The organism is Gluconacetobacter diazotrophicus PA1 5, from assembly GCF_000067045.1.
In the GTDB taxonomy this organism is placed as follows: domain Bacteria; phylum Pseudomonadota; class Alphaproteobacteria; order Acetobacterales; family Acetobacteraceae; genus Gluconacetobacter; species Gluconacetobacter diazotrophicus.
On the sequence record NC_010125.1, the window covers coordinates 674,424 to 698,499 of the forward strand.

General features: G+C 67.2%; 19 protein-coding genes, 1 tRNA gene and 1 riboswitch. Of the genes, 15 read left to right on the plus strand and 5 right to left on the minus strand.

Annotated features, from left to right (window positions below; translation table 11 throughout):
• Nucleotides 1–2,145, minus strand: a complete 2,145-nt coding sequence (locus tag GDI_RS03160; RefSeq protein ID WP_012553720.1) for a TonB-dependent receptor plug domain-containing protein — start codon at nucleotides 2,143–2,145, stop codon at nucleotides 1–3.
• Between the two features lie 120 nt (nucleotides 2,146–2,265).
• Nucleotides 2,266–2,483, minus strand: a riboswitch (cobalamin riboswitch).
• 168 nt (nucleotides 2,484–2,651) lie between these two features.
• Between GDI_RS03160 and GDI_RS03165 the strand changes: the two genes are divergently transcribed.
• The 10 genes from GDI_RS03165 (at nucleotide 2,652) to GDI_RS03210 (ending at nucleotide 14,395) form a co-directional block, all read left to right on the plus strand.
• Nucleotides 2,652–3,479 carry a UDP-2,3-diacylglucosamine diphosphatase gene (locus GDI_RS03165; RefSeq protein ID WP_012223236.1) on the plus strand — a complete coding sequence of 276 codons (828 nt, stop codon included), beginning with the start codon at nucleotides 2,652–2,654 and terminating at the stop codon, nucleotides 3,477–3,479.
• Nucleotides 3,480–3,539: 60 nt separating this feature from the next.
• A complete protein-coding gene (locus tag GDI_RS03170; RefSeq protein WP_012223238.1) occupies nucleotides 3,540–4,571 on the plus strand; it encodes a glycosyltransferase family 4 protein in 1,032 nt (343 codons plus the stop codon).
• A 104-nt stretch (nucleotides 4,572–4,675) separates the two neighbouring features.
• Nucleotides 4,676–5,320 (plus strand): response regulator transcription factor, encoded by a 645-nt coding sequence (locus GDI_RS03175; protein WP_012223240.1) that lies wholly within the window; start codon nucleotides 4,676–4,678, stop codon nucleotides 5,318–5,320.
• Between the two features lie 61 nt (nucleotides 5,321–5,381).
• A protein-coding gene (locus GDI_RS18840) for an IS630-like element ISGdi4 family transposase (protein ID WP_157864088.1) occupies nucleotides 5,382–6,439 on the plus strand; the annotation gives its coding sequence in 2 pieces (ribosomal slippage) (nucleotides 5,382–5,874 and nucleotides 5,874–6,439; 1,059 coding nt in all).
• 15 nt (nucleotides 6,440–6,454) lie between these two features.
• Nucleotides 6,455–6,559, plus strand: a complete 105-nt coding sequence (locus GDI_RS18845; RefSeq protein ID WP_081482916.1) for a helix-turn-helix domain-containing protein — start codon at nucleotides 6,455–6,457, stop codon at nucleotides 6,557–6,559.
• Nucleotides 6,559–8,001, plus strand: coding sequence for a sensor histidine kinase (locus GDI_RS03190; RefSeq protein ID WP_012553718.1), 1,443 nt, complete (start codon nucleotides 6,559–6,561; stop codon nucleotides 7,999–8,001). Before GDI_RS18845 ends, GDI_RS03190 begins: the two co-directional genes overlap by 1 nt.
• Nucleotides 8,001–8,867: an SDR family NAD(P)-dependent oxidoreductase gene (locus GDI_RS03195; RefSeq protein ID WP_012223248.1), complete on the plus strand. Its 867-nt coding sequence runs from the start codon at nucleotides 8,001–8,003 to the stop codon at nucleotides 8,865–8,867. Before GDI_RS03190 ends, GDI_RS03195 begins: the two co-directional genes overlap by 1 nt.
• Nucleotides 8,868–8,936: 69 nt before the next feature.
• A complete protein-coding gene (locus GDI_RS03200; RefSeq protein WP_012553717.1) occupies nucleotides 8,937–9,734 on the plus strand; it encodes an ImuA family protein in 798 nt (265 codons plus the stop codon).
• Nucleotides 9,631–11,115, plus strand: a complete 1,485-nt coding sequence (locus GDI_RS03205) for a DUF6504 family protein (RefSeq protein WP_012223252.1) — start codon at nucleotides 9,631–9,633, stop codon at nucleotides 11,113–11,115. Before GDI_RS03200 ends, GDI_RS03205 begins: the two co-directional genes overlap by 104 nt.
• Nucleotides 11,116–11,185: 70 nt before the next feature.
• Complete coding sequence (locus GDI_RS03210; RefSeq protein WP_012223254.1) at nucleotides 11,186–14,395, plus strand: error-prone DNA polymerase; 3,210 nt, start codon at nucleotides 11,186–11,188, stop codon at nucleotides 14,393–14,395.
• 8 nt (nucleotides 14,396–14,403) lie between these two features.
• Here GDI_RS03210 and GDI_RS03215 read toward each other — a convergent pair whose 3' ends face one another.
• The gene (locus GDI_RS03215; protein WP_012223256.1) at nucleotides 14,404–15,231 is read right to left on the minus strand and encodes an enoyl-CoA hydratase; all 828 of its coding nucleotides are present in this window, start codon (nucleotides 15,229–15,231) and stop codon (nucleotides 14,404–14,406) included.
• On the minus strand, nucleotides 15,228–16,499 hold the full coding sequence (locus GDI_RS03220; protein ID WP_012553714.1) for a CaiB/BaiF CoA transferase family protein: 1,272 nt from the start codon (nucleotides 16,497–16,499) through the stop codon (nucleotides 15,228–15,230). The genes GDI_RS03215 and GDI_RS03220 overlap by 4 nt, the downstream gene beginning before the upstream one ends.
• A 221-nt stretch (nucleotides 16,500–16,720) precedes the next feature.
• Here GDI_RS03220 and GDI_RS03225 point away from each other — a divergent pair, with 221 nt between their 5' ends.
• From GDI_RS03225 to GDI_RS03235, 3 genes are read left to right on the plus strand one after another with little or no spacing between them, the layout of a single operon-like run.
• Entirely contained in the window at nucleotides 16,721–18,076 is a 1,356-nt protein-coding gene (locus GDI_RS03225; RefSeq protein WP_012553713.1) for an MFS transporter, read from the plus strand.
• Between the two features lie 54 nt (nucleotides 18,077–18,130).
• Nucleotides 18,131–18,814, plus strand: a complete 684-nt coding sequence (locus tag GDI_RS03230; protein WP_012223262.1) for a GntR family transcriptional regulator — start codon at nucleotides 18,131–18,133, stop codon at nucleotides 18,812–18,814.
• Complete coding sequence (locus GDI_RS03235; RefSeq protein WP_012553712.1) at nucleotides 18,804–19,337, plus strand: gamma carbonic anhydrase family protein; 534 nt, start codon at nucleotides 18,804–18,806, stop codon at nucleotides 19,335–19,337. Before GDI_RS03230 ends, GDI_RS03235 begins: the two co-directional genes overlap by 11 nt.
• 6 nt (nucleotides 19,338–19,343) lie before the next feature.
• Here the strand turns inward: GDI_RS03235 and GDI_RS03240 are convergent, their stop codons facing one another.
• Together GDI_RS03240 and GDI_RS03245 are read right to left on the minus strand one after the other, a co-directional pair.
• On the minus strand, nucleotides 19,344–20,603 hold the full coding sequence (locus tag GDI_RS03240) for an MFS transporter (RefSeq protein WP_012223266.1): 1,260 nt from the start codon (nucleotides 20,601–20,603) through the stop codon (nucleotides 19,344–19,346).
• A 154-nt stretch (nucleotides 20,604–20,757) separates the two neighbouring features.
• Nucleotides 20,758–20,832, minus strand: a tRNA-Thr gene (locus GDI_RS03245).
• Between the two features lie 124 nt (nucleotides 20,833–20,956).
• On the opposite strand from GDI_RS03245, the gene GDI_RS03250 reads away from it, so the two are divergent.
• Together GDI_RS03250 and GDI_RS03255 are read left to right on the plus strand one after the other, a co-directional pair.
• Nucleotides 20,957–22,393: a paraquat-inducible protein A gene (locus tag GDI_RS03250; protein ID WP_173363365.1), complete on the plus strand. Its 1,437-nt coding sequence runs from the start codon at nucleotides 20,957–20,959 to the stop codon at nucleotides 22,391–22,393.
• On the plus strand, nucleotides 22,390–24,075 hold the full coding sequence (locus tag GDI_RS03255) for a PqiB family protein (RefSeq protein WP_012223268.1): 1,686 nt from the start codon (nucleotides 22,390–22,392) through the stop codon (nucleotides 24,073–24,075). The genes GDI_RS03250 and GDI_RS03255 overlap by 4 nt, the downstream gene beginning before the upstream one ends.
• Nucleotide 24,076: the final 1 nt, after the last annotated feature.

Genomic DNA, 24,076 nt, shown 5'->3' on the forward strand with positions numbered 1-24,076 from the left:
TCAGTAATTCAGCGTAAAGCCGCCATAGCCCGCGCGCCCGGGCTGCAGGTAGCCGATCGGGTCCTCATATTGCCTGTTCAGCAGGTTGTCCGCGCGCGCATAGACCGAGACATATCTGTTGATCTTGTAATTGGCGGCGATATCGATCGTAAAATAGCCATGCCCCTTGGCGCATACGCTGCATGATTCGCTGCCGATGACCGGCAGGTCGCGCCAGGCGCTGGTGTACAGGATGTTTCCCGAAAAGGTCAGGTCCTGGATGGGCGTCCATGTCGTGTTGAAGTTGAATTTATGCTGGGGACGGCGCTGCAGTTCCGTATCGTCCGTCTCGTTGCGCGCATGGGTCCAGGTGTAGCTCAGGTTGAACTGCAGGTCGCGGCGTGCCTTCCAGTTCAGGAAGGCCTCCACGCCGTACATGCGCGCCCGGTCCACGTTGGCGTACGAATAGTTGTAGTTATAGGAGGAATCAATGGACAGGGTCGACTGGATCAGGTTCCGGACCCGGTTGTCATACCAGGTCGCGCCGAAATTCAGGCTATCATGCAGCAGCTTCTGCTCGACCCCGGCGTCATAGCCGATCAGTTGTTCGGCCTTCAGGTTCGGATTGCCCTTTTCGGAATACCCGTACCCGCCCTGGTTGGCGAAGAGCTGGTACAGGGACGGTCCATGAAATCCGGAACCGGCGCTGGCCTTGATGATGGTGCCGGTGCCCGGAACATGGATGGCGGGCGCCACGCGCCAGGTCACATGGTTGCCGTATCGTGAATTCGCATCATACCGGATATTGGCGGCGCCATACAGGATGTGGTTCCAGTTTCCCTGGTACTGCCCGTATCCGGCGGTCGTGTCCATGCCGGCGGACGTGTCATATCCGGGACCAGAAATGCCGCCGGCCTGGCTGGTATTGAATGTCTCGTGGAAATGTTCGGCGCCGACCATGAACTGACCGTACTGCCGGAAATTGAACGTGCCGTGCCAGTCGATCTTCAACCGGTCGGAACGGTAGTAATCGGGATCGGGGTTGATCGGGCTGCCATAGCTCGTTCCCGTCTCCGTCCAGCGATTGCGGTTGGTCATGTATCCCAGGCCGATCACCTGGTCGAACAGCCCGTTGAACGAGACATGATGCGCCGTACCCCGCACGATCGCCTCGTTCGTGTTGTTTTGTTCGCGCACGCCGGAATATCCGAAATACTCGTTTTGCAGGTCATAGAGGGAATAGCTGTGGTTGTTTCCCTGTATCAGGCGGGTCGTCAGGCCCAGGTCGAAATTGCGGGCAACATCATACCCCAGGCGGATATTGGCGCTGCGGTTGTCGTTGCGATTGCCTTCGTGGCGCTGCCGCCAGTCGGCGTTGTAGGCGCGCTCGATATAAGACGGGATGTTGTTGAATCCGTCCATTCGGTAATGGGAAAATTCAACGTTGTAATGGAAGCGCCCCTTGCTGCCGCGCGCGCCGAAGACCTGGTTGAAGGTGCCGTATCCGCCGCCTTCGATCCGGACGAAGGGCTTGAAGCGGCCTTCCCCCTGCGCCGTGGTGATATCGATCACGCCTGCCATGGCATCCGCGCCATACAGGCCGCTTTGCGGGCCGCGCAGGATCTCGATCCGTCCCATGCCGTCCGTCATGAACTGGGCGGCGTCGAACATACCCTGGGCGGAACTGCCGTCATTGACGTCCATGCCGTCCAGACGGACCTTGACCTCGTTCGCGTTGTTGCCGCGCATGAAAATGGATGTCGTCCCCCCGGGGCCACCCGTCTGCACGACGTTCAGGCCCGGCTGGCGCTCCAGGATATCGGCCAGTCCCCGGCGCTGCTGGGTCTGGATCTGCTGTTCGGTCACGATCGTCATGCTGGTGCCGATATCGTCGACCGAGGTCGGCCGGCGCGCGGCACTGACACTGATCAGTTCGGGCAGTTCGGCGGTCTGCGTGGAAACGGCGGGGCTGGATGTCCGGGCCGGGACGTTCGATGACGTGGTCGCGGGCTTCGACTTGCCGGCCTGGTCGCCGCCCTGGACAACATGTGGCTTCGATCGCTTGGCCGGGGCAGCTTGCTTCGCGGGCTCGTCAGCCTGCGCCACGCAGGTTCCCATCGCCACGAACGTGCTCGAAGCGATCAACAGATTACGGAAAACACTCATCAGGTCCAGGTCTCGCGGTCACATCATCGTTGCCACGAGAGCGTACTGTCATAAGGCCGCCCGTCTGTGCGACGGACGATGACACCACACCGTCAGGACACCCCGCCCGACAGTTCCCGGTCGCAACCAATGCAGACGGCAGGTCTCCTGGCTTGCGGCATCACGTCCTGCATAACCTTCCCGGGATGAGTGTTCCCAGTGGTCCGGACCATGATATCCGGCGACGCACAGACATACCGCTTACAGTTGCGGGGACAGCCGAAGCATTGGACCGTAATCCGCACTTCGTTCCCTTTTAATCCTTCTGACAAGAAGGAACCGTCGAAATACTTCTAATCGTACCAGATCTTCTTGTCAAGTCCGACACGATTTTTCAGTGTTCCGCGGGTGGGCATGCTATTGGCGGCAGGTGATGTCCCGCGTCGGGATTTCACGAAAGATACATAAAAGAAACGGGGGGATGCGGCTAGAAGGGGCCCGTCTCTCATCAGGGTGTGCTGTTCGCGATGAACGTGATTCTGAACGACCGACCCGCCTCCGCCAGCTATCGGGCCGTCTTCCTTTCGGACGTTCATCTGGGCACGCGCGACTGCCGCGCGGACCTGCTGGCGGAATTCCTGCGCAACGTGACATGCCAGCGTCTCTATCTGGTCGGTGACATCATCGACGGATGGAAGCTCAAGCGGTCCTGGTTCTGGAACGCCCATCACGACGACGTCGTGAACCTGATCCTGCGCATGGGCCGCACGGGGACCGAGATTTTCTATATCCCGGGCAATCATGACGAAATTTTCCGCCGCCTGCTGCCTCACAGGCTGGAAGTCGCGGGCATCAGGCTGTGCGGGCAGGTCGAGCACGTGACCGCTTCGGGCAAGAGGTTCCTCGTCCTGCATGGGGATGAATTCGACAGCGTGGTCCGCTATGCCCCGTTCCTGGCGATGCTGGGCGACCGGGCCTATACCGTGGCGCTGGTCGTCAATCGCTGGTTCAACCAGGTGCGCCGCCGCCTGGGCCTGCCCTATCGGTCGCTGTCGCAATGGCTGAAGCGGCAGGTGAAGGGCGCCTTGATGGCCATCGACCGGTTCGAGACCGCCGTGGCGGACGAGGCCCGGCGGCGCGGGGTGGACGGCGTGATCTGCGGCCACATCCATCATGCCGTCATCAAGGATCTGGACGGGATACTCTACATGAATGACGGCGACTGGGTCGAAAGCTGCAGCGCCCTGGTGGAACATCATGACGGCAGCATGGAATTGCTGGACATGACCGATGTCCGCCGCCGGACCGGGGCGCCGTCGCGCCTGGCCTCGTTCCTGTTCCCGGCCGGTGCCTGAATGACGGCGCAGCTTGCGGTTCTCGACACGGCACCGCGCGTCACGGTGGCTCCGCGTGCCTTGCGCATCCTGATCGTCAGCGATGCCTGGTATCCCCAGGTCAACGGCGTGGTCCGCACCATCTCGCGCCTCAGCGACGAATTGCGGGCGATGGGCCAGATCGTTCGGGTCGTCGGTCCACACCTGTTCCGCACCGTGCCGTGCCCGACCTATCCGGAAATCCGGCTGAGCATCCTGCCCGGGCGGGAGATGTCCCGGCTGATCGCGGAATTCCGGCCCGACGCGATCCATATCGTGACCGAGGGCCCGCTGGGCCTGGCCGCCCGCCGCTGGGCGATCCGTAACGGGCGATGCTTCACGACCTCGTTCCATACGCGCTTTCCGGAATATATCCGCGCGCGCACCGGTCTTTCGACACGTCTGCCCTACCGCTTCCTGCGCTGGTTCCATGCGGCGGCGGCACTGACACTGGTGCCGACCCCCAGCATGCTGGGGGAATTGAACGATCGCGGCTTCCGGCACCTGGAATGCTGGACGCGCGGTGTCGATGCCGACCGGTTCCGCCCCGGCACGACCGGGCATGACTGGCAGGCGCTCCACGGCGTGCCGGGGCCCTATCTGCTCTCGGTCGGGCGGGTGGCGGTCGAGAAGAATTTGACGGCCTTCCTCGATCTCGACCTGCCGGGGACCAGGATCGTGGTGGGGGACGGGCCGGACCGCGCCGAACTGGCTGCGCGCTACCCCGGCGTCGTGTTCACCGGTTACCTGGACGGTGCCGACCTGGCGGCGGCCTATGCCGCCAGCGACGTGTTCGTGTTTCCCAGCCTGACCGACACGTTCGGGCTGGTGATCCTGGAAGCCCTGTCCTGCGGCCTGCCGGTCGCGGCGTTCGACGTGACGGGCCCGCGCGACATCCTGCCGCCCGGGGTCTCGGCGGTTGGGGCGATCGGCCCGGACCTGCGGACCAATATCCTGGCCGCGCTGAAGGGCGACCGCGCGGCCTGTCGCGCCCATGCGGCACGCTTCAGTTGGGATTCCTGCGCGCGCATGTTCCTGGACGCCATCGTCCGGGCGCAGCGGGTCGATGGTTAGGATCGTCGTCCGCAAGCACCTGATCCGGCCTATCTTAAAAAATCCCAATCTACCGTGGACGCCCTTTACGAGGGGGAGGGCGGCTTTATCCTCGGCGGGGCCCCATGACCCATGTTCCTTCCCCTGTCCGGTTGCTCCTGGTCGAAGACGATCCTCATACGGCCGCCTATGTTCGCGATGGCCTGGCGCGGGACGGGATCGGCGTGACGTGGGTCGCCAACGGTACCGACGGGCTGTCGGCGGCCCTGGGCCGGCACTGGGACGTCATCGTGCTGGACCGGATGCTGCCGGGCCTGGATGGCATGGCGATTCTGAAGCGCGTGCGCGAGGTCGGAATTCGCATCCCCGTCCTGTTCCTGACCACGATGGACGGGGTCAACAGCCGCGTCGGCGGCCTGCGGGGCGGGGCGGACGATTACCTGGTCAAGCCGTTCGCGGTGCGCGAACTGGCGGCCCGGGTTGCGGTCCTGCTGCGCCGGATGGGCCTGGCGCGGGACGCCACCGTCCTGCGGGCGGCGGGCATCACGCTGGACCTGCTGACGCGCGAGGTCACGCGTCATGGGGAAAAGCTGTTCCTGCAGCCGCAGGAGGTCAGGATCCTGGAATATTTCATGCGCAATCCAGGGACGATCCTGTCGCGGCGGATGCTGCTGCACGCCTGGAACGTGGATTTTCCGGTGCACACGAATCTCGTCGAAACCCATCTCATACCAACTCCGGTCCGCCCTGACTCATATGTGATTGCCTGACGGTATCGTTCTGGAACGAGCTGTGATTCACAGGATGCCGAACCGGGCGGGAGGCATCCGAATGGGCGGGGCGTTAGCGTTGCGTGAGGATTATGATGCGGCGGGACTGCGTGCTCTGGCGCGGACAACGAGGCATGCGGGCCAGGCGCGTCGGCTTCTGGCGCTGGCGGCGATCTACGATGGTGCGTCACGCGGAGACGCGGCACGACTGGCTGGGACGGATCGGCAGATTGTGCGGGACTGGGTGGTGCGTTTCAACGCCGAGGGCCCGGATGGCGTGCGGGATCATCATGGGGGCGGTGTCGTTCCCCGCCTGACACCAGCCATGTTGGAAGCGCTGATGCGCCGGATCGAGGACGGCCCGATCGCTGCCGTGCATGGGGTGGTGCGCTGGCGGCAGGCTGATCTGGGGCAATGGCTTTATGAGGAATTCGGCGTCTCTCTTTCGCGCAGCCGGCTGAGCGCCGTTATCCGGGGCCTCGACTTCCGCCTTCTGACGGGACGCCCCCGGCACCATGCCCAGGATCCCGAGGCCCAGGACGTTTTTAAAAAAGCTTCCCCGACGTCATGGCCGGGATCCGGGCCCGGCATCCCGGCAAGGCCATCGAACTCTGGTGGGGCGACGAGGCGAGGGTCGGCCAGAAAACGAAGCTGACGCGCCGCTGGGCCAGACGCGGCACCCGTCCACGCGCGCCTGCCGATCAGCGCACACGTTCGGCCTGGATCTTCGGAGCGATCTGTCCGGCGCTAGGCAAGGGAGCGGCCCTCGTCCTGCCCTGGTGCAACCTCCACGCCATGAACCGGCATCTCGACGAGATCTCGCAGGCCGTAGCGCCGGGCGCTCACGCTATCCTCATCGTCGATCAGGCAGCGTGGCATACCAGCCCGAAACTCGATATCCCCGCCAACATCACCATCCTGCCGCTCCCGCCACGCTCGCCCGAACTCAATCCGGTGGAAAACGTCTGGCAGTTCATGCGCAATACCTGGCTGTCGAACCGGATCTTCCGCACCTACGACGACATCGTCGATATCTGCTGCCACGCCTGGAACCAGCTCGTCGACCAGCCCTGGCGCATCATGTCCCTCGGGCTACGACAATGGGCACATGGGTTTTAACAAACAGGAGTTGGTATCAGCCGCCTGCGCGACAAGCTGGGGCCGGATGGGCGGCAGGTGATCCAGACCATTCGTGGCGCCGGCTACGTCATGGGCGGCGTGGCGGGCGCGGAATCGTGATGATGTCCCCGGCCGGCAGGGGCCGGTTCCGCACCTTGCGGCGGCTCACGTCCAGCCTGTCCTTCCGGATCGTCATCCTGTTCGCGGGGTTCCTGATGCTGTCGGGCATCCTGGTGATCCTGCTGTCGGGATGGCGGAGCCAGCGTTCGCTGGAAGGCCAGATCCGCCGTGCCGCCACGACGGAACAGGCGGAAGCCCTGTCGGCGGCCGGCACGCGGGACCTGGAGCATCTTCTGCCGGTCGTGCGGGACCTGGTGCGCCATGAACCGGATTTCTTCTATCTGCTGCAGGATGGTTCGGGCCACGTCATGGCGGGCAACATGCTGAATCTGCGCCCCGTGCCCGGCAGTCGCTGGCTGTCGCGGGCGCATCGGCGGCCCTTCGGCGAGGCGAACGGCCTGGTGTACGGCCAGGGCCTGGTCCTGGTCGATGGCGGTTATTTCTTCGTGGGGATCGATGCATCGCCCCTGCGCCGGCTGCGGCATGAATTCCGGATCGTCGTGGGCTGGAGTCTCGTGGGGTTCGCCGTGCTGGGCGTGGGGGGCGGCCTGATCCTCAGCGCCATCATCCTGGGCCGGATCGAGACGATCGGCGCGATCGCGCGGCGGATCATGAACGGCGATCTCTCGCAGCGGATTCCCCATCAGGGGGCGAATGACGAATTCGATGACCTGGCCCACGCCCTCAACGCGATGCTGGAGCGCAACGAACGGCTGATCGCCAGCCTGCAGCAGGTCTCGAACGACATCGCGCACGACATGCGCCGCCCGCTCTCGCGCCTGCGACAGCGGCTGGAAGCGGCATCGGTCGCCGACCACACGCCCGATGCGTTCCGCGCCACCATCGAGGACGCGGTCGAGGACCTGGATTCGGCGCTGGAAATCTTCTCGTCGCTGCTGCGGCTGTCGCAGATCGAGGCCGCGATTTCGACCGGCACCGTCATGCCCGTCGCCGTGGGCGGTCTGGTCAGGGAGGTCGTGGACCTTTTTCGTCCGGTGGCCGAGGACCGGGGACAGGCCCTGGCCGTCCGCTCCCTCGATTCCGGTCCGGTTTCCGGGACCGTCATGGGCGATCCGGTCCTGCTGATGCAGATGCTGTCGAACCTGGTGGAAAACGCGATCAACCACACGCCGCATGGCAGCCACATCACCGTCGGGGCCACGCTGTCGGGCGACCGGATCATGCTGGTGGTGGCCGATGACGGGGCCGGCATTCCGCCCGACAGCCGCGAACGGGTCTTCCACCGTTTCGTCCGGCTGGACGACAGCCGGTCGGTGCCCGGCAGCGGGCTGGGCCTCAGCCTGGTGCGGGCGATCGTGCGGCTGCATGGCGGCACGATCGCCCTGTCGGACAACCGGCCCGGTTTGCGTTGCACCGTCATCCTGCCGCATATCGCCTCGATTGACCCAACCGACGGGCCGACTCGCCTGGGGGACAGATAGTGACCGATACTGCCGAGATCCTGGCTTCTCCCGCGCCCGCCGTTGCCGATGGGGGGCGGCCCCTGGCGGTCGTGACCGGCGGGACGGGCGGGATCGGGCGGCGGGTGGTGGAATTGCTGGCCGGGGCCGGTTACCGGGTGACGGTCCTGTCGCGCCAGGGTGCGATGGCCGGCGCGATGGCCGGCGCGGGGTTCGCGGACGACATGCCCGTTACGCTGCGGGCCTGCGATCTGGGACGGGCCGAATCGATCGCGGCGGCATCCTCGGCCATCCTGGCGCAGGATGGGCCGGTCAGCCTGCTGGTCCATTGCGCCGGGGTGATCCATCCCGGGGACAGCGCCGCGCAGGGCGCGGACGAACTGGCCGCGCAGGTCGCGGTCAACCTGACGGGGCCGATCGACCTGACGGCGCGCCTGCTGGGGCGGATGCAGCGCGGCGGGCATGTCGTCTTCGTCAATTCCATGGCCGGCGCGCTGCCGCTGGCGGGCTGCGGGGCCTATACGGCCGCGAAATTCGGCCTGCGTGGCTATGCGATGTGTCTGGCGCGGGAGGTCCGGAAACAGGGAATCCGTGTCTCGTCCGTCTTTCCCGCTGCCGTGGATACGCCGATGCTGCGCCGGGAAATGGCCGAGGGAGGATCGGTCCTGAATTTCGTCAGCGCCCCGGCCGACCCGGACCACGTCGCACGCCGCATCGTGCGGATCTGCCGCCATCCCCGGCGGGAAACCTTCCTGCCGGCCATGGACGGGCTGTTCGCCAATCTCTGCCTGCTGCTGCCCCGGCTGCTGGACCTGGCCCTGCCGGTCCTGACCCTGGCCGGCCGGCTGGGCTACCGGCGTTTCGTCCGGCGCGGCGGCGGCAGGTAGGCGCGGGCGGCGAATTCCGCTTTCCCACGGGCAATTTGTTCACTATATGTTCTTCTCTTGGAGGGGAGAATGACCGGAACGGAGCGCACTGACCTGCTGGCCCGCCTGCGTGCGCAGATCGCGCGGATCGAGCACGGCCGGGGGGAGGGTGCATCCCTGTCGGCGTTCTGGCCCCTGGGGGTGCCGCAGGTCGACCGGCATCTGGGGGGCGGCCTGCCGCGCGGCACGGTGCACGAGGTGACGGGACGTGGCGGCGATACTGCCTTGGCGGCGCTGCCGGCGCGGTTCGTGGCGCATATTCTGGGGCTGGCGCCGGGGCCCGTGGCCTGGATCGGGGGCGGGTTCGACCTGTATGGGCCCGGCCTGGTCCGGGCGGGTGTCGATCCCGGCCGCCTGCTGTGCATCGCGGCCGAGGCCGGGGATCGCCTGGCGGTGTGCGAGGACGCGCTCCACAGCCGGGGCGTCGTCGCGGTGGTGGCGGAACTGGACGGGGCATTGTCGCTGACGGCATCGCGGCGGCTGCAACTGGCGGCGGAAGCCGCCGGCGTGACGGGATTCCTGATCCGGCGATCCAGCCGGCCGGACGATCCCGCCCTGCTGCAGCCGACGGCCTGCGCGACCCGCTGGCGCATCGGCCCCCTGCCGTCGGGCGCCGTGCTGGCGGCGTATCCCACGGTGCCGGGCGTGGGCGTCGCGCACTGGTCGGTGGACCTGCTGCGCCATCGGGGCGGCCGCCCCGCATCATGGATCATGGAGGTCGGGGATGCGCCGCATCGTCTCGCTCTGGCTGCCGTTCCTGCCGGTCGAACGGCTGCGGCGGCAACACGGGGTGCCGCCGGACCAGCCGCTGGTCACGCGGTCGCATGACGGGCGGCGACAGGTGATCGCGGCGGCCGACGCGGCGGCACGCGCCCGGGGCGTAACGCCCGGCCAGCCCCTGGCCCAGGCCCAGGCGCTGGTTCCCGGCCTGCTGGTCATGCCGGCGGCCCCCGAACAGGACGCGGCCGCCCTGGCGGGGCTGGTCCGGTGGTGTCTGTGGATGGCGCCGCTGACCGCGCCGGACGGGGCGGATGGGATCTGGATCGACGCGACGGGCTGTGCCCATCTGCATGGCGGCGAATCCGCGATGCTGGCCCGGCTGCTGGACGGCCTGGGGCGGCGCGGCCTGTCCGGCCGGGCCGCGATCGCCGATACGCCGGGGGCGGCGCACGCGCTGGCCCGGCATGGAAGGGCGCGGCTGGCCGTCGTGCCGCCGGGTGGCCATCAGGCGGCGCTGGACCCCCTGCCGGTCGAGGCCCTGCGGATCGCGCCGCGTACCGCCGACATGCTGCATCGGCTGGGGTTGGGCCGCATCGGTGCGCTGCGCGCGGCCCCGCGCGCGCCGCTGGCCCGCCGTTTCGGCCCCCGGTTGCTGGCGCGGCTGGACCAGGCATCGGGCCAAGTGGCGGAACCGATCCGCCCGGTCCTGGCGCCCGATGCCATGCAGGCCCGGCGCGGCTTCGTGGAGCCGCTCTCCACCCCCGAATCCTTTCGCGTCGTGATCGACGTGCTGCTGGCCGATCTCTGCGCCACCTTGCGGGGGCGGGGGATGGGCGCGCGGCGGCTGGACCTGATCTGCGAACGGGTGGACGGCACGGCCTGCGCGGTGCGCGTCGGCACGGCGCGGGCGGTTCACGATCCGGCGCATCTCGGCCGGCTGCTGGTGGAGCGGATCGGGGACGTGGACCCTGGATTCGGGGTCGAGGCGATGCATCTGCTGGTCTCCGCCGCCGAACGGATGATGCCGGCCCAAAGGGGCACGGGGGAATCCGGCGACGCCGAACGAGAGGAGGCGCTGTCGGCCCTGGCCGACCGGCTGGCCAACCGGCTGGGCCCCGGGCGGGTCTTTCGCCTGGATGCGGTGGCGACCCACATACCCGAACGCGGCCAGCGCCGCATGCCGGCGGCGGGTCGCCCTGCCGCCCCCTGGCATGTCCCCTGGCCGCGCCCGATCCGCCTGTTGGCCGCCCCCGAACCGGTCCGGGTGATCGCGCTGCTGCCCGACCATCCGCCGCGCGCCTTCACCTGGCGCGGCCGGACCCATGCCGTGGCGCGGACCGATGGGCCGGAGCGGGTTCGGGGGGAATGGTGGCACCGTGCCCAGGATGATCCGGTGCGCGACTACTGGATCGTCGAGGACGATGGCGGCCGCCGCTTCTGGCTGTTTCGGACTGCCGTGCCCTGCTGGTTTTTGCATGGATTATTTTAAGAGTTGTTCTTTTTTGAAAAAAAGAACCAAAAAACTTTTATTAATTTTATAGTTATGTGCCGGGATCGTCATGAATCTCATAACAGATAAAAGTCTTTTTGCTTATTTTTCTTCAGAAAAAGAAGAATCCTTGCCAAGTTATGCCGAACTGCAGGCCGTCACGAATTATTCCTTCCTGCGCGGCGCCAGCCACCCGGATGAACTGTTCGCCCGGGCGCGGGCACTGGGCCATGCGGCGCTGGGGATCGTCGATCATGACGGCGTCGCCGGCATCGTGCAGTCCTGGAAGGCGGCGGAAAAACACGGGGTGCGGCTGGTGGTCGGGTGCCGGCTGGTCCTGCGGGACGGGCCGCCTTTGCTGGCCTATCCGACCGACCGTGCTGCCTGGGGGCGCCTGTGCCGGCTGCTGACCGCATCGAAGCGCAAGGCCGCTGACGGCACGGCCCCGGGGCTGCGCCGCGCGGATCTGCACAGGGCGACCGACGGGCTGATCCTGATCCTGCTGCCGGACGATCCGGACGCGGCCCTGGCGCGGGACCTGGACTGGCTGCGCGCGCTGTGCGGCGACCGGGGCTATCTGGCGCTGACCCTGCGCCGCCGGCCAGGCGATGCCGTGCGGCTGCATCGCCTGGCAGAGATGGCGCGAGCGGCCGGCGTGGCCGATGTGGTGACGGGCGACGTGCTGTATCACGAACCGGCCCGGGCGATGCTGCAGGACGTCCTGACCTGCATCCGCACCGGCTGCACGATCGACGAACTGGGGCAGGGGCGCGAGGCTTATGCCGATCGGCACCTGAAATCCCCGGCCGAGATGGCGGTGCTGTATGCAGCACATCCCGCCGCCCTGGCGCGGACGCGGGAGATCGCGGCACGCTGCACCTTCTCGCCGGCCGACCTGCGCTACCAGTATCCCGAGGAAAGCGACGATCCGTCCGAGACCCCGCAGGACCGCCTGGAACGGCTGGCCCGCGCCGCCCTGCGCGACCGCTATCCCGCCGGGGCGCCTGATCCGGTGCGGCGGCAGGTGGAGTACGAACTCGGCCTGATCCGCGACCTGCATTATGCGCCCTATTTCCTGACGGTGCATACCATCGTCCGTCAGGCGCGGTCGCAGGGTATCCTGTGCCAGGGGCGGGGGTCGGCGGCGAATTCCGCCGTCTGTTTCGTGCTGGGCATCACGGAGATCGATCCGGCCTCGTCGAACCTGCTGTTCGAACGCTTCGTATCGGCCGAACGCCAGGAACCGCCCGATATCGACGTCGATTTCGAAAGCGAGCGGCGCGAGGAGGTCATTCAGTGGATCTATCGTCGCTATGGCCGGGACCGCGCCGCCCTGTGCGCCACCACCATGCGCTATCGCGCGCGCGGGGCGTTGCGCGACGTGGGCAAGGTGCTGGGCCTGCCGGCCGACGTCACGGGCCTGCTGTCCACCCATCTGGGCGCCCTGTCGTTCGACGAGGACGCGTTTCATGAACGGGCGCGGGAACTGGGGTTGAACCTGCGCAACCGGCGTCTGCTGCTGACGCTGCAACTGGCGGGGGAACTGATCGGCTTTCCCCGGCAGTTGGGCACCCATCCGGGCGGCTTCGTGCTGACCCGCGACCGGCTGGACGACCTGGTGCCGATCCAGCCGGCGGCGATGGACGACCGGCAGATCATCGTCTGGGACAAGGACGATATCGACACGCTGCGCTTCATGAAGGTCGACGTGCTGGGGCTGGGCATGCTGGGCTGCATGCGCCGCGCGTTCGACATGCTGGAAGACCATTACGGAAAACGGCTGACCCTGTCGGGCATCCCGCCAGGTGACGCGGACACCTACGCCATGATCAGCCGCGCCGACACGATCGGCACGTTCCAGATCGAAAGCCGCGCGCAGATGGCGATGCTGCCGCGCATGAAGCCCCGGGAATTCTATGATCTGGTGATCCAGGTCGCGATCGTCCGCCCCGGCCCGATCCAGGGCGACATGGTGCATCCCTACCTGCAACGGCGCGCCGACCGGTCGCTGGTGGACTATCCGTCGCCGGAACTGAGGGATATCCTGCACAAGACGCTGGGCGTCCCGCTTTTTCAGGAACAGGCGATGCAGATCGCCATCCGCTGCGCCGGCTTCACGCCGGGCGAGGCCGATGCGCTGCGCCGCGCCATGGGCACGTTTCGCGGCCATGGCACCGTCACCTATTTCCGCGACCGTCTGATCGACGGCATGATGGCACGGCATTATCCGCGCGATTTCGCCGAACGGATCTTTCGCCAGCTTGAAGGATTCGGATCGTACGGCTTTCCCGAAAGCCACGCGGCGTCCTTCGCGCTGATCGCCTATGCCTCGTCCTGGATGAAATGCCATTACCCGGACGTGTTCTGCGCCGCCCTGCTGAACAGCCAGCCAATGGGATTCTACCGCCCGGCCCAGATCGTGCGCGATGCGCGCAATCACGGCGTGACGGTCCACCCGGTCTGCGTGAATGCGTCGCGCTGGGACTGCACGCTGGAACGCGCACCAGGGCGAAGTACGGCCGTCCGGCTGGGGCTGCGGATGGTCAAGGGCCTGTCCAACACGGATGCGGCCCGCCTGGTGGCCAGCCGCATGCCCCCCTATGACGGGATCGAGGATGTCTGGCGCCGGTCCGGCCTGGGCCCCGACGCGCTGGAATGCCTGGCCCAGGCCGACGCCTTCCACGCGCTGGGGCGGGACCGCCGGGCGGCGCTGTGGGATATCAAGGGACTGGCGGAGTCTCCGCTGCCGCTGTTCGCGGCCGCCGACCGGGGGCTCAACCGGCCATTGCCCGAATGCGTCGAACCGTCCGTCCCGCTGACGGCGATGACCGAGGGGCAGGAGGTGGTCGAGGATTACCACGCCACCGGCCTGACCCTGCGCCGCCATCCGGTGGCGTTCCTGCGGGACGGGCTGCGCGATCGCGGCATGATCGCGTGCGCCGACCTGCGCGCCCTGCGTGACGGGCGGCGGGTGGTGGTGCCCGGACTGGTCCTGATGCGGCAGCGGCCGGGCACGGCGCAGGGCGTGCTGTTCATGACGATCGAGGATGAAACCGGCATGGCCAACCTGGTCCTGTGGAAGGACCGGATTGCCGCCCAGCGGCGGATCGTCCTGTCGGCCAGCCTGCTGGCCTGCCACGGCCGCCTGCAGCGCGAGGGCGAGGTCATCCACGTCATCACCGAGCACCTGGAAGACCTGACCCCCCTGCTGTCGGAAATCGGCCGCGCGGACCTGCGGGCGGGAATGGTACCGGTTATTCCCGCCCGGGATTTCCGTTAGGATTCTTCTCAGCGCCCCTCCCATCGCGGGGGCGTGCCGGTTCCGAACGCCGCGACCCCGCGATGGAAGTCGGCGCTGCCGTAGCAGCGGCTGATGAGGTCGGAGATATCCGGCGCCGCGCCGCCTTCCAGCCGGCGTACCGTTTCCCGTGTGACGTCGATGGTGATGGGGGCATGGTCGCAAATCCGGCGGCAGATCCTGCTGACGGCACCGTCCAGTTCCCCGGGCGCGGTGACGGCACACAGATAGCCCGTCGGCGCCAGGTCCTCGGCGGTCGGCATTTCGGCCAGCAGCAGCATCCGCTTGACCCAGGCCACGCCCAGCCCCCGTTCCAGCCGCGCGACATTCGCCGCCGACAGGCAGTTGCCCAACGTGCGCGCGATGGGCACCCCGAACCGGGCCCCCGCCGCCGCGATGCGGAAATCGCAGGCATTGGCGATCGCCAGTCCACCGCCCACGGCATAGCCCTCGACGACCGCCAGGGTGGGCACGCCGATCCGATCCAATGCCGTGATGCAGGAATCGATCTTCCGTTCGTACGCCACGCCGTCCTCGCCCGTGCGGAAGGCGTGGAACTGCGCGATGTCGGTGCCGGCCACGAAGGCCTTGCCCCCCGCGCCGCGCAGGACAGCGATCCGGACCGAGGGCGTATCGCCGATCCGCGCGATCGCGTCCGCCAGATCGGCATACATCGCCCACGTCATCGCATTGCGCGCCGCCGGCCGGTCGAAGGTGATGTGGGCCACGTCCTGGTCGATCGCCAGCCGAACCCGGCCGGCGGCGGCGCGCTCGTCTGTCGCGCCGTGACCGGCGTGCCCGTCTCTCGCGCCGGTCACGGCGCGAAGGCCCCCTCGGCCGCCAGGGTCGCGATGGCGTCATCCGACAGGCCGCGTTCGGCCAGGACCTCGTGCGTGTGCTGGCCCAGCAGCGGCGGGGGGCGGCGCACGGCCTGCGGCGTGCCGCGCAGCTTCACGGGAAAGCCGATATTGGGGATCGTGCCTTCGACCGGATGGGGAATGTCGATGCGCATCTCGCGGAACATGCCATGCTCGCTCTCGAACGCTTCGGGATAGGTATTCATGCGGCCGGCCGGAATGCCCCTGGCCAGCAGGGTCGCGACCCAGTCTTCGGCGGTGCGGGTCGCGAAACTCTTCTCCAGTTCCTCGATCAGCGCCACGCGATGGGCCAGCCGGTCGGAAATCGTGGCGAAGCGCGGATCGTCCAGAAGGTCCTTCCGGTCCAGTTCGGTGCAGAGCTGGACCCATAATTTCTGGTTCGTCGCCCCCATCACGAAATATCCGTCGGCGGCGCGGACAGCCTGGTACGGCGCGCTCATGCGGTTGGCGGTGCCCAGCGGTTCGGGGATCGTGCCCTTGCCCCAGTATTCCGAGATATCCCATATCGAGAAGGCCAGCGCCGAATCGAACAGCGACGCATCGATGAACTGGCCGCGCCCCGTCTTCTCGCACCCGATATAGGCGGCCAGGATCGCATAGGTCGCGAACAGCGCGCAGCCGATATCGGCCACCGGCACGCCGGCCTTCACCGGCGGCCCGCCGGGATGGCCGGTCACGCTCATCACCCCCGACATCGCCTGCGCCATCAGGTCGAAACCCGGGCGCTGGGCCCAGGGGCCGGTCTGGCCGAAGCCCGAGATGCTGGCATAGACCAGGCGCGGATTGATCCGCGACAGGGTTTCGTAATCGATCCCCAGCTTGCGCATCACGCCCGGCCGGTAATTCTCGACGACGATATCGGCGGTTTTCACCATTTCCAGGAAAACGGCGCGGCCGGACTCGTTCTTCAGGTTCAGGGCCACGCTGCGCTTGTTCCTGTTCATGTTCAGGAATCCCATGCTGTCGTCGCCCTTCATGCGAAACCCCATGGCGCTGCGCGTCTGGTCGCCCGTCCCCGGCGGTTCGATCTTGACGACGTCGGCCCCCAGGTCGCCCAGCAGCATGGTGCAGACCGGTCCGGCCATGACCTGGGTCACGTCCAGGACACGGATGCCCGCCAGCGGCAGCGGACGGCCCGCGCCGGGCGCGGCCTGCGCGGTGTCGTCATCATGGGGGGACGGGGCGTCAGCCTGGAGCATACTGTCCATCGTGGGGAATCTCCCTGTTCCTTCCCGTCTTCGTGAGTGGACGGGTGTTGGTATTTTGCATTCATAATACCATTCGACGGGGCATCACAAGCATCCACAGGGGGGCGCGACGACCGTACTCCGTTCTGTGACCGGCCGGGGGGGGCCGGTCCGGGGGATGCAATGCCACCGTCATGCTGCCGATCTGCCCAGCGACGGCAGGTTCAAGAAAAAGAACAAGAATGGGGCCGACCATGTCCATGGGCACGAATGCGACGCTTGTCGCGTATCTCCGTCGTACCGTCACGACCGTTCCGGGCCGGATCTTCGGGCTGATCTGCGCGATGTATTTCATTACCTATGTCGACCGGGTGAATATCTCGACCCTGGCGCCGATGATGGCGCGGGACCTGCATCTGTCGAACATCCAGCTGGGGCTGGCCCTGTCGGCCTTCGGCTATCCCTATGCGCTGCTCCAGATCCTGGGGGGCTGCGTCGCCGACCGGCTGGGCGCGCGCCGGACCCTGGTCGTGTGCGGCGTCATCTGGGGCGTGGCGACGGTCGCCACCGGCCTGGTCGGGGGATTGTTCTCGCTGCTGGCGATCCGCCTGCTGCTGGGTATCGGCGAGGGCGCGACCTTTCCCGCCGCCACGCGCGCCGTCACCGCCTGGGTGCCGTCGGCCCATCGCGGCTATGCCCAGGGGATGATGCATTCCTCGTCGCGGCTGGCGAACGCCATCACGCCGCCGCTGACGGTGATGATCGCGCTATGGCTGGGCTGGCGCGGCGCGTTCATGGCACTGGGCTGCGTCAGTCTGGCCTGGACCGTGGCCTGGGCGCTGGCGTTCCGCGACCGGCCGGCCGAGCACCCCGCCATCACCCCGGCCGACCTGGCCGACCTGCCGGTGATCGACCAGGGGAGCGGGGCGGGGCTGCGCGACCTGCCGTGGGGCGAACTGGTCCGCGGGATGATGCCGGCGACCCTGATCTATTTCTGCTACAACTGGACATTGTGGCTGTACATCACGTGGCTTCCCAGTTTCTTCGTGCAGGCGTACGGGCTGGACCTGGAACATACGGCGCTGTTCTCGTTCGGCGTGTTCGCCGCGGGCGTGGCCGGCGATACGTGCGGCGGCCTGTTCACCGATTATCTGTATCGCCGCCACGGCAACCTGCCGCAGGCGCGGCGCCAGGTCATCATCACCAGCATGATCGGTTCGATGATCTGCCTGATGCCGGCCCTGTTCGTGCATGACCTGGCGGTCGTCGGCCTGGCGCTGGCGTCCGCCTTCTTCTTCCTGGAACTGACGGTCGGGCCGATCTGGGCGATCCCGATGGACATGGCGCCCCGTTATGCCGGCACCAGCAGCGGCATCATGAATACCGGCTCGGCCGTGGCCGGCATCCTGTCGCCCTTCGCCTTCGGCCTGATCATCCAGGTGTCGCACAGCTACAGCCTGCCGTTCTATGGCCCGGTGGTCCTGTTGCTGGCCGGGGCCGGGCTGGCCTTCCATTTCCTGCCGTCCGGCGCGCGGGCGGACGGGCCGGGGGCGCCCACGCTGCCGATTCACACTGTCCGCAACGCGCATGGACGCTAACATGCGGCCCGCCGCAAGGGCCTGCCGCCTACCCACCCCGAGAGTATATTCGTCATGACGTCGCCGACCCGTATCCCGCGCCTGAACCTGCACGATACGGTCACGACCGCATTGCGCGGCATGATCCTGGATGGCGTGCTGGTGCCGGGTGAAAAAATCGCCGAACGCGGCCTGTGCGACCGGTTCGGCATTTCCCGCACGCCGCTACGCGAGGCGCTGAAGGTGCTGGCGGCCGAGGGGCTGGTCGAATTGCTGCCGCGCCGCGGCGCCATCGTCGCCCAGATCACGGAATCCGATATCCGCGATCTCTTCCCCATCATGGGCGCGTTGGAAGGGCTGGCCGGCACGTTGGCCTGCGCGCGGGTGACGCCGCGCGACATCCAGCATCTGCGTACCCTGCATGAACAGATGATCGACAGTTACGAACGGCGTGACGAACATCGCTACCTGCGCCAGAACCGGCGCATCCATGAAGCGATTTTCGCCATGGCCGCCAATCCCGCACTGTCGGAACTCTATCAGCAGGTTCTGACCCGCATTCATTCCTGCCGCTTCATCCTGAAGAAATGCGACAGCGACTGGGCGGTGGCGGTGGCGGAGCATGCCGCGATCATGGATGCGCTGGCACGGCGCGACGGGGCGCTGCTGTCGCGCCTGATGCAGGATCACATCACGGGGACCAGCGCGCGGATCGCGCTGGCCGCGCTGGGCGGGGATGAAAAACAGGATGCTGTATGATTTCGATGGCCGCGCGCCCGACCTGTCGCCCGAAGCGGGCTACGTGGCGCCGAACGCGACTCTGATCGGCGCCGTTACGGTGGCGGCCGCCGCCAGCATCTGGTTCGGCGCCGTGCTGCGCGGCGATGGCGAGGCGATCGTCGTGGGACCGGGCAGCAACGTGCAGGACAATTCCGTCCTGCATACCGACCCGGGTTTCCCGCTGCTGATCGGCACGGATGTGACGGTGGGTCACATGGTCGTCCTGCATGGCTGCCGGATCGGCGACGGGTCGCTGATCGGCATGGGATCGGTCATCATGAACGGGGCGCGGATCGGGCGGGACTGCCTGGTGGCCGCGGGCACGCTGATCCCTGAGGGCAAGGACTTTCCCGACGGATCGGTCATTCGCGGCCAGCCTGGCCGGATCGTGGGCACGATCACGCCCGAGCATGCCGAGATGATGAAGCGGGCCAGCCTGTCCTATCGCGTACGCGCGCGGACCTATCGCACCGGCCTGCGTGCGGCGGGCCAGGCAGGGTGACGGGCGTCAGCCGGTCCCTTCGTCCATAAGGACGCGCATCCGTCCGTTCTCGCTCCGGATACGCAGCCGGGCGTACCGCAGCAGATAGGCAACGCCCACCAGCGCCGCGCCCAGGCCGCCGGCGGCCCCCACGCCCAGCGCCCAACGCGGGCCGAACCGGTCGGCCACCCAGCCGACGATCGGGGCGCCGATGGGCGTGCTGCCCAGGGCGATGGCCAGCTGGATCGCGATCACGCGCCCGCGCATGTGCGGCGCGGTCGATAACTGGACCAGCGCGTTGGTCGATGTGGTGAAGGTCTGCGCCGCCAGCCCGACCAGGATCAGGACCAGCCCGAACGGGATGGGGCCGGGCATGATCGCGGCCAGCGCGCACGCGGTGCCGAACAGCGCGGCGCCCCCCAGCAGCAATGTCACCTGCGGCTTCGCCCGTCGCGCGGCCAGCAGCGCGCCGGTGACCGACCCCAGCGCCATGGCCGACGACAGCGTGCCGTACTGCCCCGCTCCGCCATGAAAGACGCTGACCGACATGGTGGAGATGAAGATGGGGAAATTCAGCCCGAACGTGCCGATCAGGAACAGCATCAGCAGCACCGCCCGCAGGTCGGGCCGCCCGTGGACATAGCGAAATCCATCGGTCAGCCCGCCCGGTTTCCCCGTCCCCCGGTCGCGGCGGTGCAGCGCGCCCACCCGCAGCGCCGCCAGCGCGCCCAGTACGGCGACGAACGACGCGGCATTGATCAGGAAGACCCAGCCCGAGCCCACCAGGGCGATCAGCACCCCGGCCATCGCCGGCCCGATCATCCGCGCGGCGTTGAACGAAGTGGAATTCAGCGCCACGGCATTGGCCAGGTCGGCCTCGCCGACCAGTTCGGCGACGAAGGTCTGGCGCGCCGGAGAATCGAACGCGGTGACGCAGCCCAGCGCCAGGGCGAAGCCATAGACCTGCCACAGCCGCACCAGCCCGCATATGGTCAGGCCGCCCAGGACCAGGGCCAGCACCCCCATCGCCGCCTGGGTCGCGATCAGCAGCCGGCGGCGGTCCAGGCGATCGGCCGCATAGCCGCTGAGCGGCAGCAGCAGCGCCAGCGGCCCGAACTGAAGCGCCATGACGATCCCGACCGCCGTCGCGTTGTGGTGGGTCAGTTCGGTCAGGACCAGCCAGTCCTGCGCGGTCCGCTGCATCCAGGTGCCCACGTTGGACACCAGCGCGCCGGCGGCCCAGACCCGGTAATTGTAAATGCTGAGTGATCGGAACAGGGCAGGCATCAGGTCCTCCGCACGCCCCCGATCACCGGGCGCGGGTCCGGTCATGGACGCGGGACCGCTGTCCCATGGATGTCCGCCGGGACGTCAGACCGGGGGCACGACCCGGCGGCGATGACCGGCATGCCATCATAACACATTGAATTGTCGGAAAGAATGGTGCCGACACTCGGAATTGAACCGAGGACCTACTGATTACGAATCAGTTGCTCTACCCCTGAGCTATGTCGGCATGCCTGCGGAGGCCTATATCCGACCCGCGTCATGGCTGCAATATGCTGAATGACTATCTCTGGCCCGAATTTGATTTATATTGCCTGCCAATGAGCGAGACGATCTCTGGCCGGACCTCACGCATGATCCGTCGGGCCCGCTGGCCGCGTCGGGCGGCGGACCTGCGCCATGTCCGCACGATCAGCGGGCTGGTCGAATGTCGTGGGTGCGGCCTTTTCCAGTGCATGCCAAGCCTGCAGGCCGGGCAACTGGCCGAGTGCGCGCGGTGCGGGCAGACGCTGGAATGGCGGCGGCGTACGTCGCCCCTGCAGACCCCGCTGGCCTTCTGCATCAGTTCCTGCGCCCTGTACCTGGCGGCGCTGCTGTCCTCGCTGATGACCCTGAACGTCTATGGGCGCGAGCGCACGGTCAGCCTGGTCACCGGGCCGATGGAACTGCTGCACGAGGGATGGGGCGAGGCCGGGGTGCTGGTCGGGCTGGTGACGATCGCGGCGCCGGCCGTGGTCATCGGGATGATGTTCGCCATCCTGTATGCCGCCAGCCGCCGGCAGATGCCCGACTGGGCGCCGCACCTGCTGATCTGGTACGAAAAGCTGCGGCCCTGGTCGATGATCGAGGTCTATGTCCTGGGCATCTTCGTCGCCTATACCAAGCTGACCGACCTGGCCCATGTCGATGTCGGACCGGCCGTCTACCTGATCTCCGCCCTGATGCTGACCATGGCGGCCAGCGATTCGACCCTGGATACCGAACGGATCTGGCGGCACCGGCGCGTCGATTCCGTCACGCGGATGGAGAACGGACGGCGGGTCGAGGTCGATCATTGCCGCATCGAAGACATTCCCATGCCGCCCGCCGATCACCTGGTGGCCTGTCCGGCCTGCGGGCTGGTGGGGGAACTCAGCCTGCCGGTCAGCAACCTGTGCTGCGTCGGCGTGTGCCCGCGCTGCGACCATCGGGTCTGGCGCCGGTCGCCCGAAACACTGGCGCGGACGACGGCCTTCCTGATCTCGGCCATCACCTTCTATTTCCCGGCCAATCTCTACCCGGTCATGACCTTCTTCAAGATTGGCGGCGGGGGTGGCCATACCATCATCGAGGGCGCGATCGAACTGTGGCAGGACGGCATGATCCCGCTGTCGCTGCTGGTGTTCTTCGCCAGCATCGTGGTGCCGATGCTCAAGATTATCAGCCTGAGCTGGATGGTGGGGTGTACCTGGCGCGGCACGTCCTTCGCCCTGGTCCAGCGTACCCGTCTGTTTCGTATCGTCGATATCATCGGCCGCTGGTCAATGATTGACGTATTCATGGTATCGATCCTGGTGGCGGTGGTCCGGTTCAATTCCCTGGCCAACGTCACCGCGAATGCCGGAATGGTGTCCTTCGCCGCCGTGGTCGTCCTGACCCTGTTCGCGGCCTGGAGCTTCGACCCCAGGGTCATGTGGGATGCCGCCGGATTGAATGGACCGTCCCCCGACGACGTGGGACCGGCCGCCGTCAGCGCGGCCCGTCCGCGGCATGCGGCGGGACCTGACAGCATGGAGCCAAGGCAGGCGTGACAGACGACCCCCAAGATTGTCCCGGTGGCCGGTCTTCCGCCCCGCCCGAGGCTTCGGCACGGAAATACCGCTTTTCGATCGTCTGGCTGGTGCCCATCGTGGCGCTGGGCATCGCCGGCTATCTGGGCTGGCGCGGCTTCATGGGCCGCGGGCCGGAAATCACCATCACCTTCGATACCGCCGACGGACTGACCAGCGGCCAGACCCAGGTCAAGAACAAGGCGGTGCCGCTGGGCACGGTCCAGGACGTGGCGCTGACCCCCGACATGCGCCATGTCGAGGTGCGCGTGCGCATGAGCGCCAAGTCCGACCCCATGCTGACCGACCACGCCCGGTTCTGGGTGGTGCGGCCGCGCCTGAACGGCGCCAGCGTCACGGGGCTGGAGACGCTGATGACCGGCGCCTATATCGCGATGGACCCGGGAACGCCCGGCGGCAAGGCCACGACGCGGTTCAACGGGCTGGAATCCCCGCCGGGCCTGAGGTCCGACCAGCCGGGCAACACTTACACGCTCATCAGCCCGTCCCTGGGCTCGATCGGGCAGGGCGCGCCGGTCTTCTTCCGCGATATCGATGTGGGCGAGGTGCTGGGATACACCATGCCGCCGGGCGGCGTGGGACCGATCCTGATCCAGGTCTTCATCCGCGCGCCCTATGACAGCTACCTGCGGACCGATACGCGCTTCTGGAACGTGTCGGGCGTGCAGGTCGGCTTCGGGGCCGGCGGCCTGAAGGTCAAGCTGCAATCGATCCAGGCCCTGTTCTCGGGCGGCGTCGCGTTCGGCCTGGCGCCGCAGCGGGTCGACCAGCCGGTGCCCTCGGCGCCCCGGAATTCGGTCTTCCGTCTCTATGAAAGCCAGGAAGCGGCGGACAATGCCGGCTATCGCGAACGGCTGTCCCTGGCGACCTACCTGACCAATTCGGTGTCCGGCCTGGCGGTCGGGGCGCAGGTCACGATGTTCGGCATCCAGGTCGGCACCGTGACCAGCGTGAAGCTGGACCTGGACCAGAAGGCCGGGACGGCCCGGGTGCGGGTGGGCATGGAAATCCAGCCCGAACGGATTCTGCCGACCGACCAGATCCATCACGACACGATGGCCGCCACCGTGCAGGCGCTGGTCGATAACGGGCTGCGGGCCTCGGTCGATACGGCCAGCCTGCTGACCGGCGAATCGGTGATCGGCCTGAATTTCGTCAAGAACGCGACCCCGGCCATGGTGCAGGCCGAGGGCACGACCCTGATCATCCCCAACAAGGCGGGCGGGATCAGCGGCATCATGGATTCGCTGTCCACTGTCGCGGACAAGATCGCCGCGATGCCGCTGACCCAGGTCGGCGTGAACCTGAACAACCTGCTGGCGCATTCCGACGCACGGATCAACAGCCCCGAGGTGCGCCAGGCGATCGTGGCGCTGCGCGATTCGCTGCACAGCATCCAGGGCCTGGCCGGCGATGCGCGCAGCGGAATGCATCCGCTGTTCCAGCGCCTGCCGCAGATGAGCAAGCAGTTGGACGGCACGCTGAAGAACGCGAACGTGCTGATGGCCAGCTATGGCGGCGACACGGACTTCCATCGGGACCTGCAGCAGATGGTGGTGCAGTTGAACGAGGCGGCGCGGTCGCTGCGCTTCCTGACCGATTTCCTCAATCGCCATCCTTCGGCGCTGATTACGGGACGCTAGT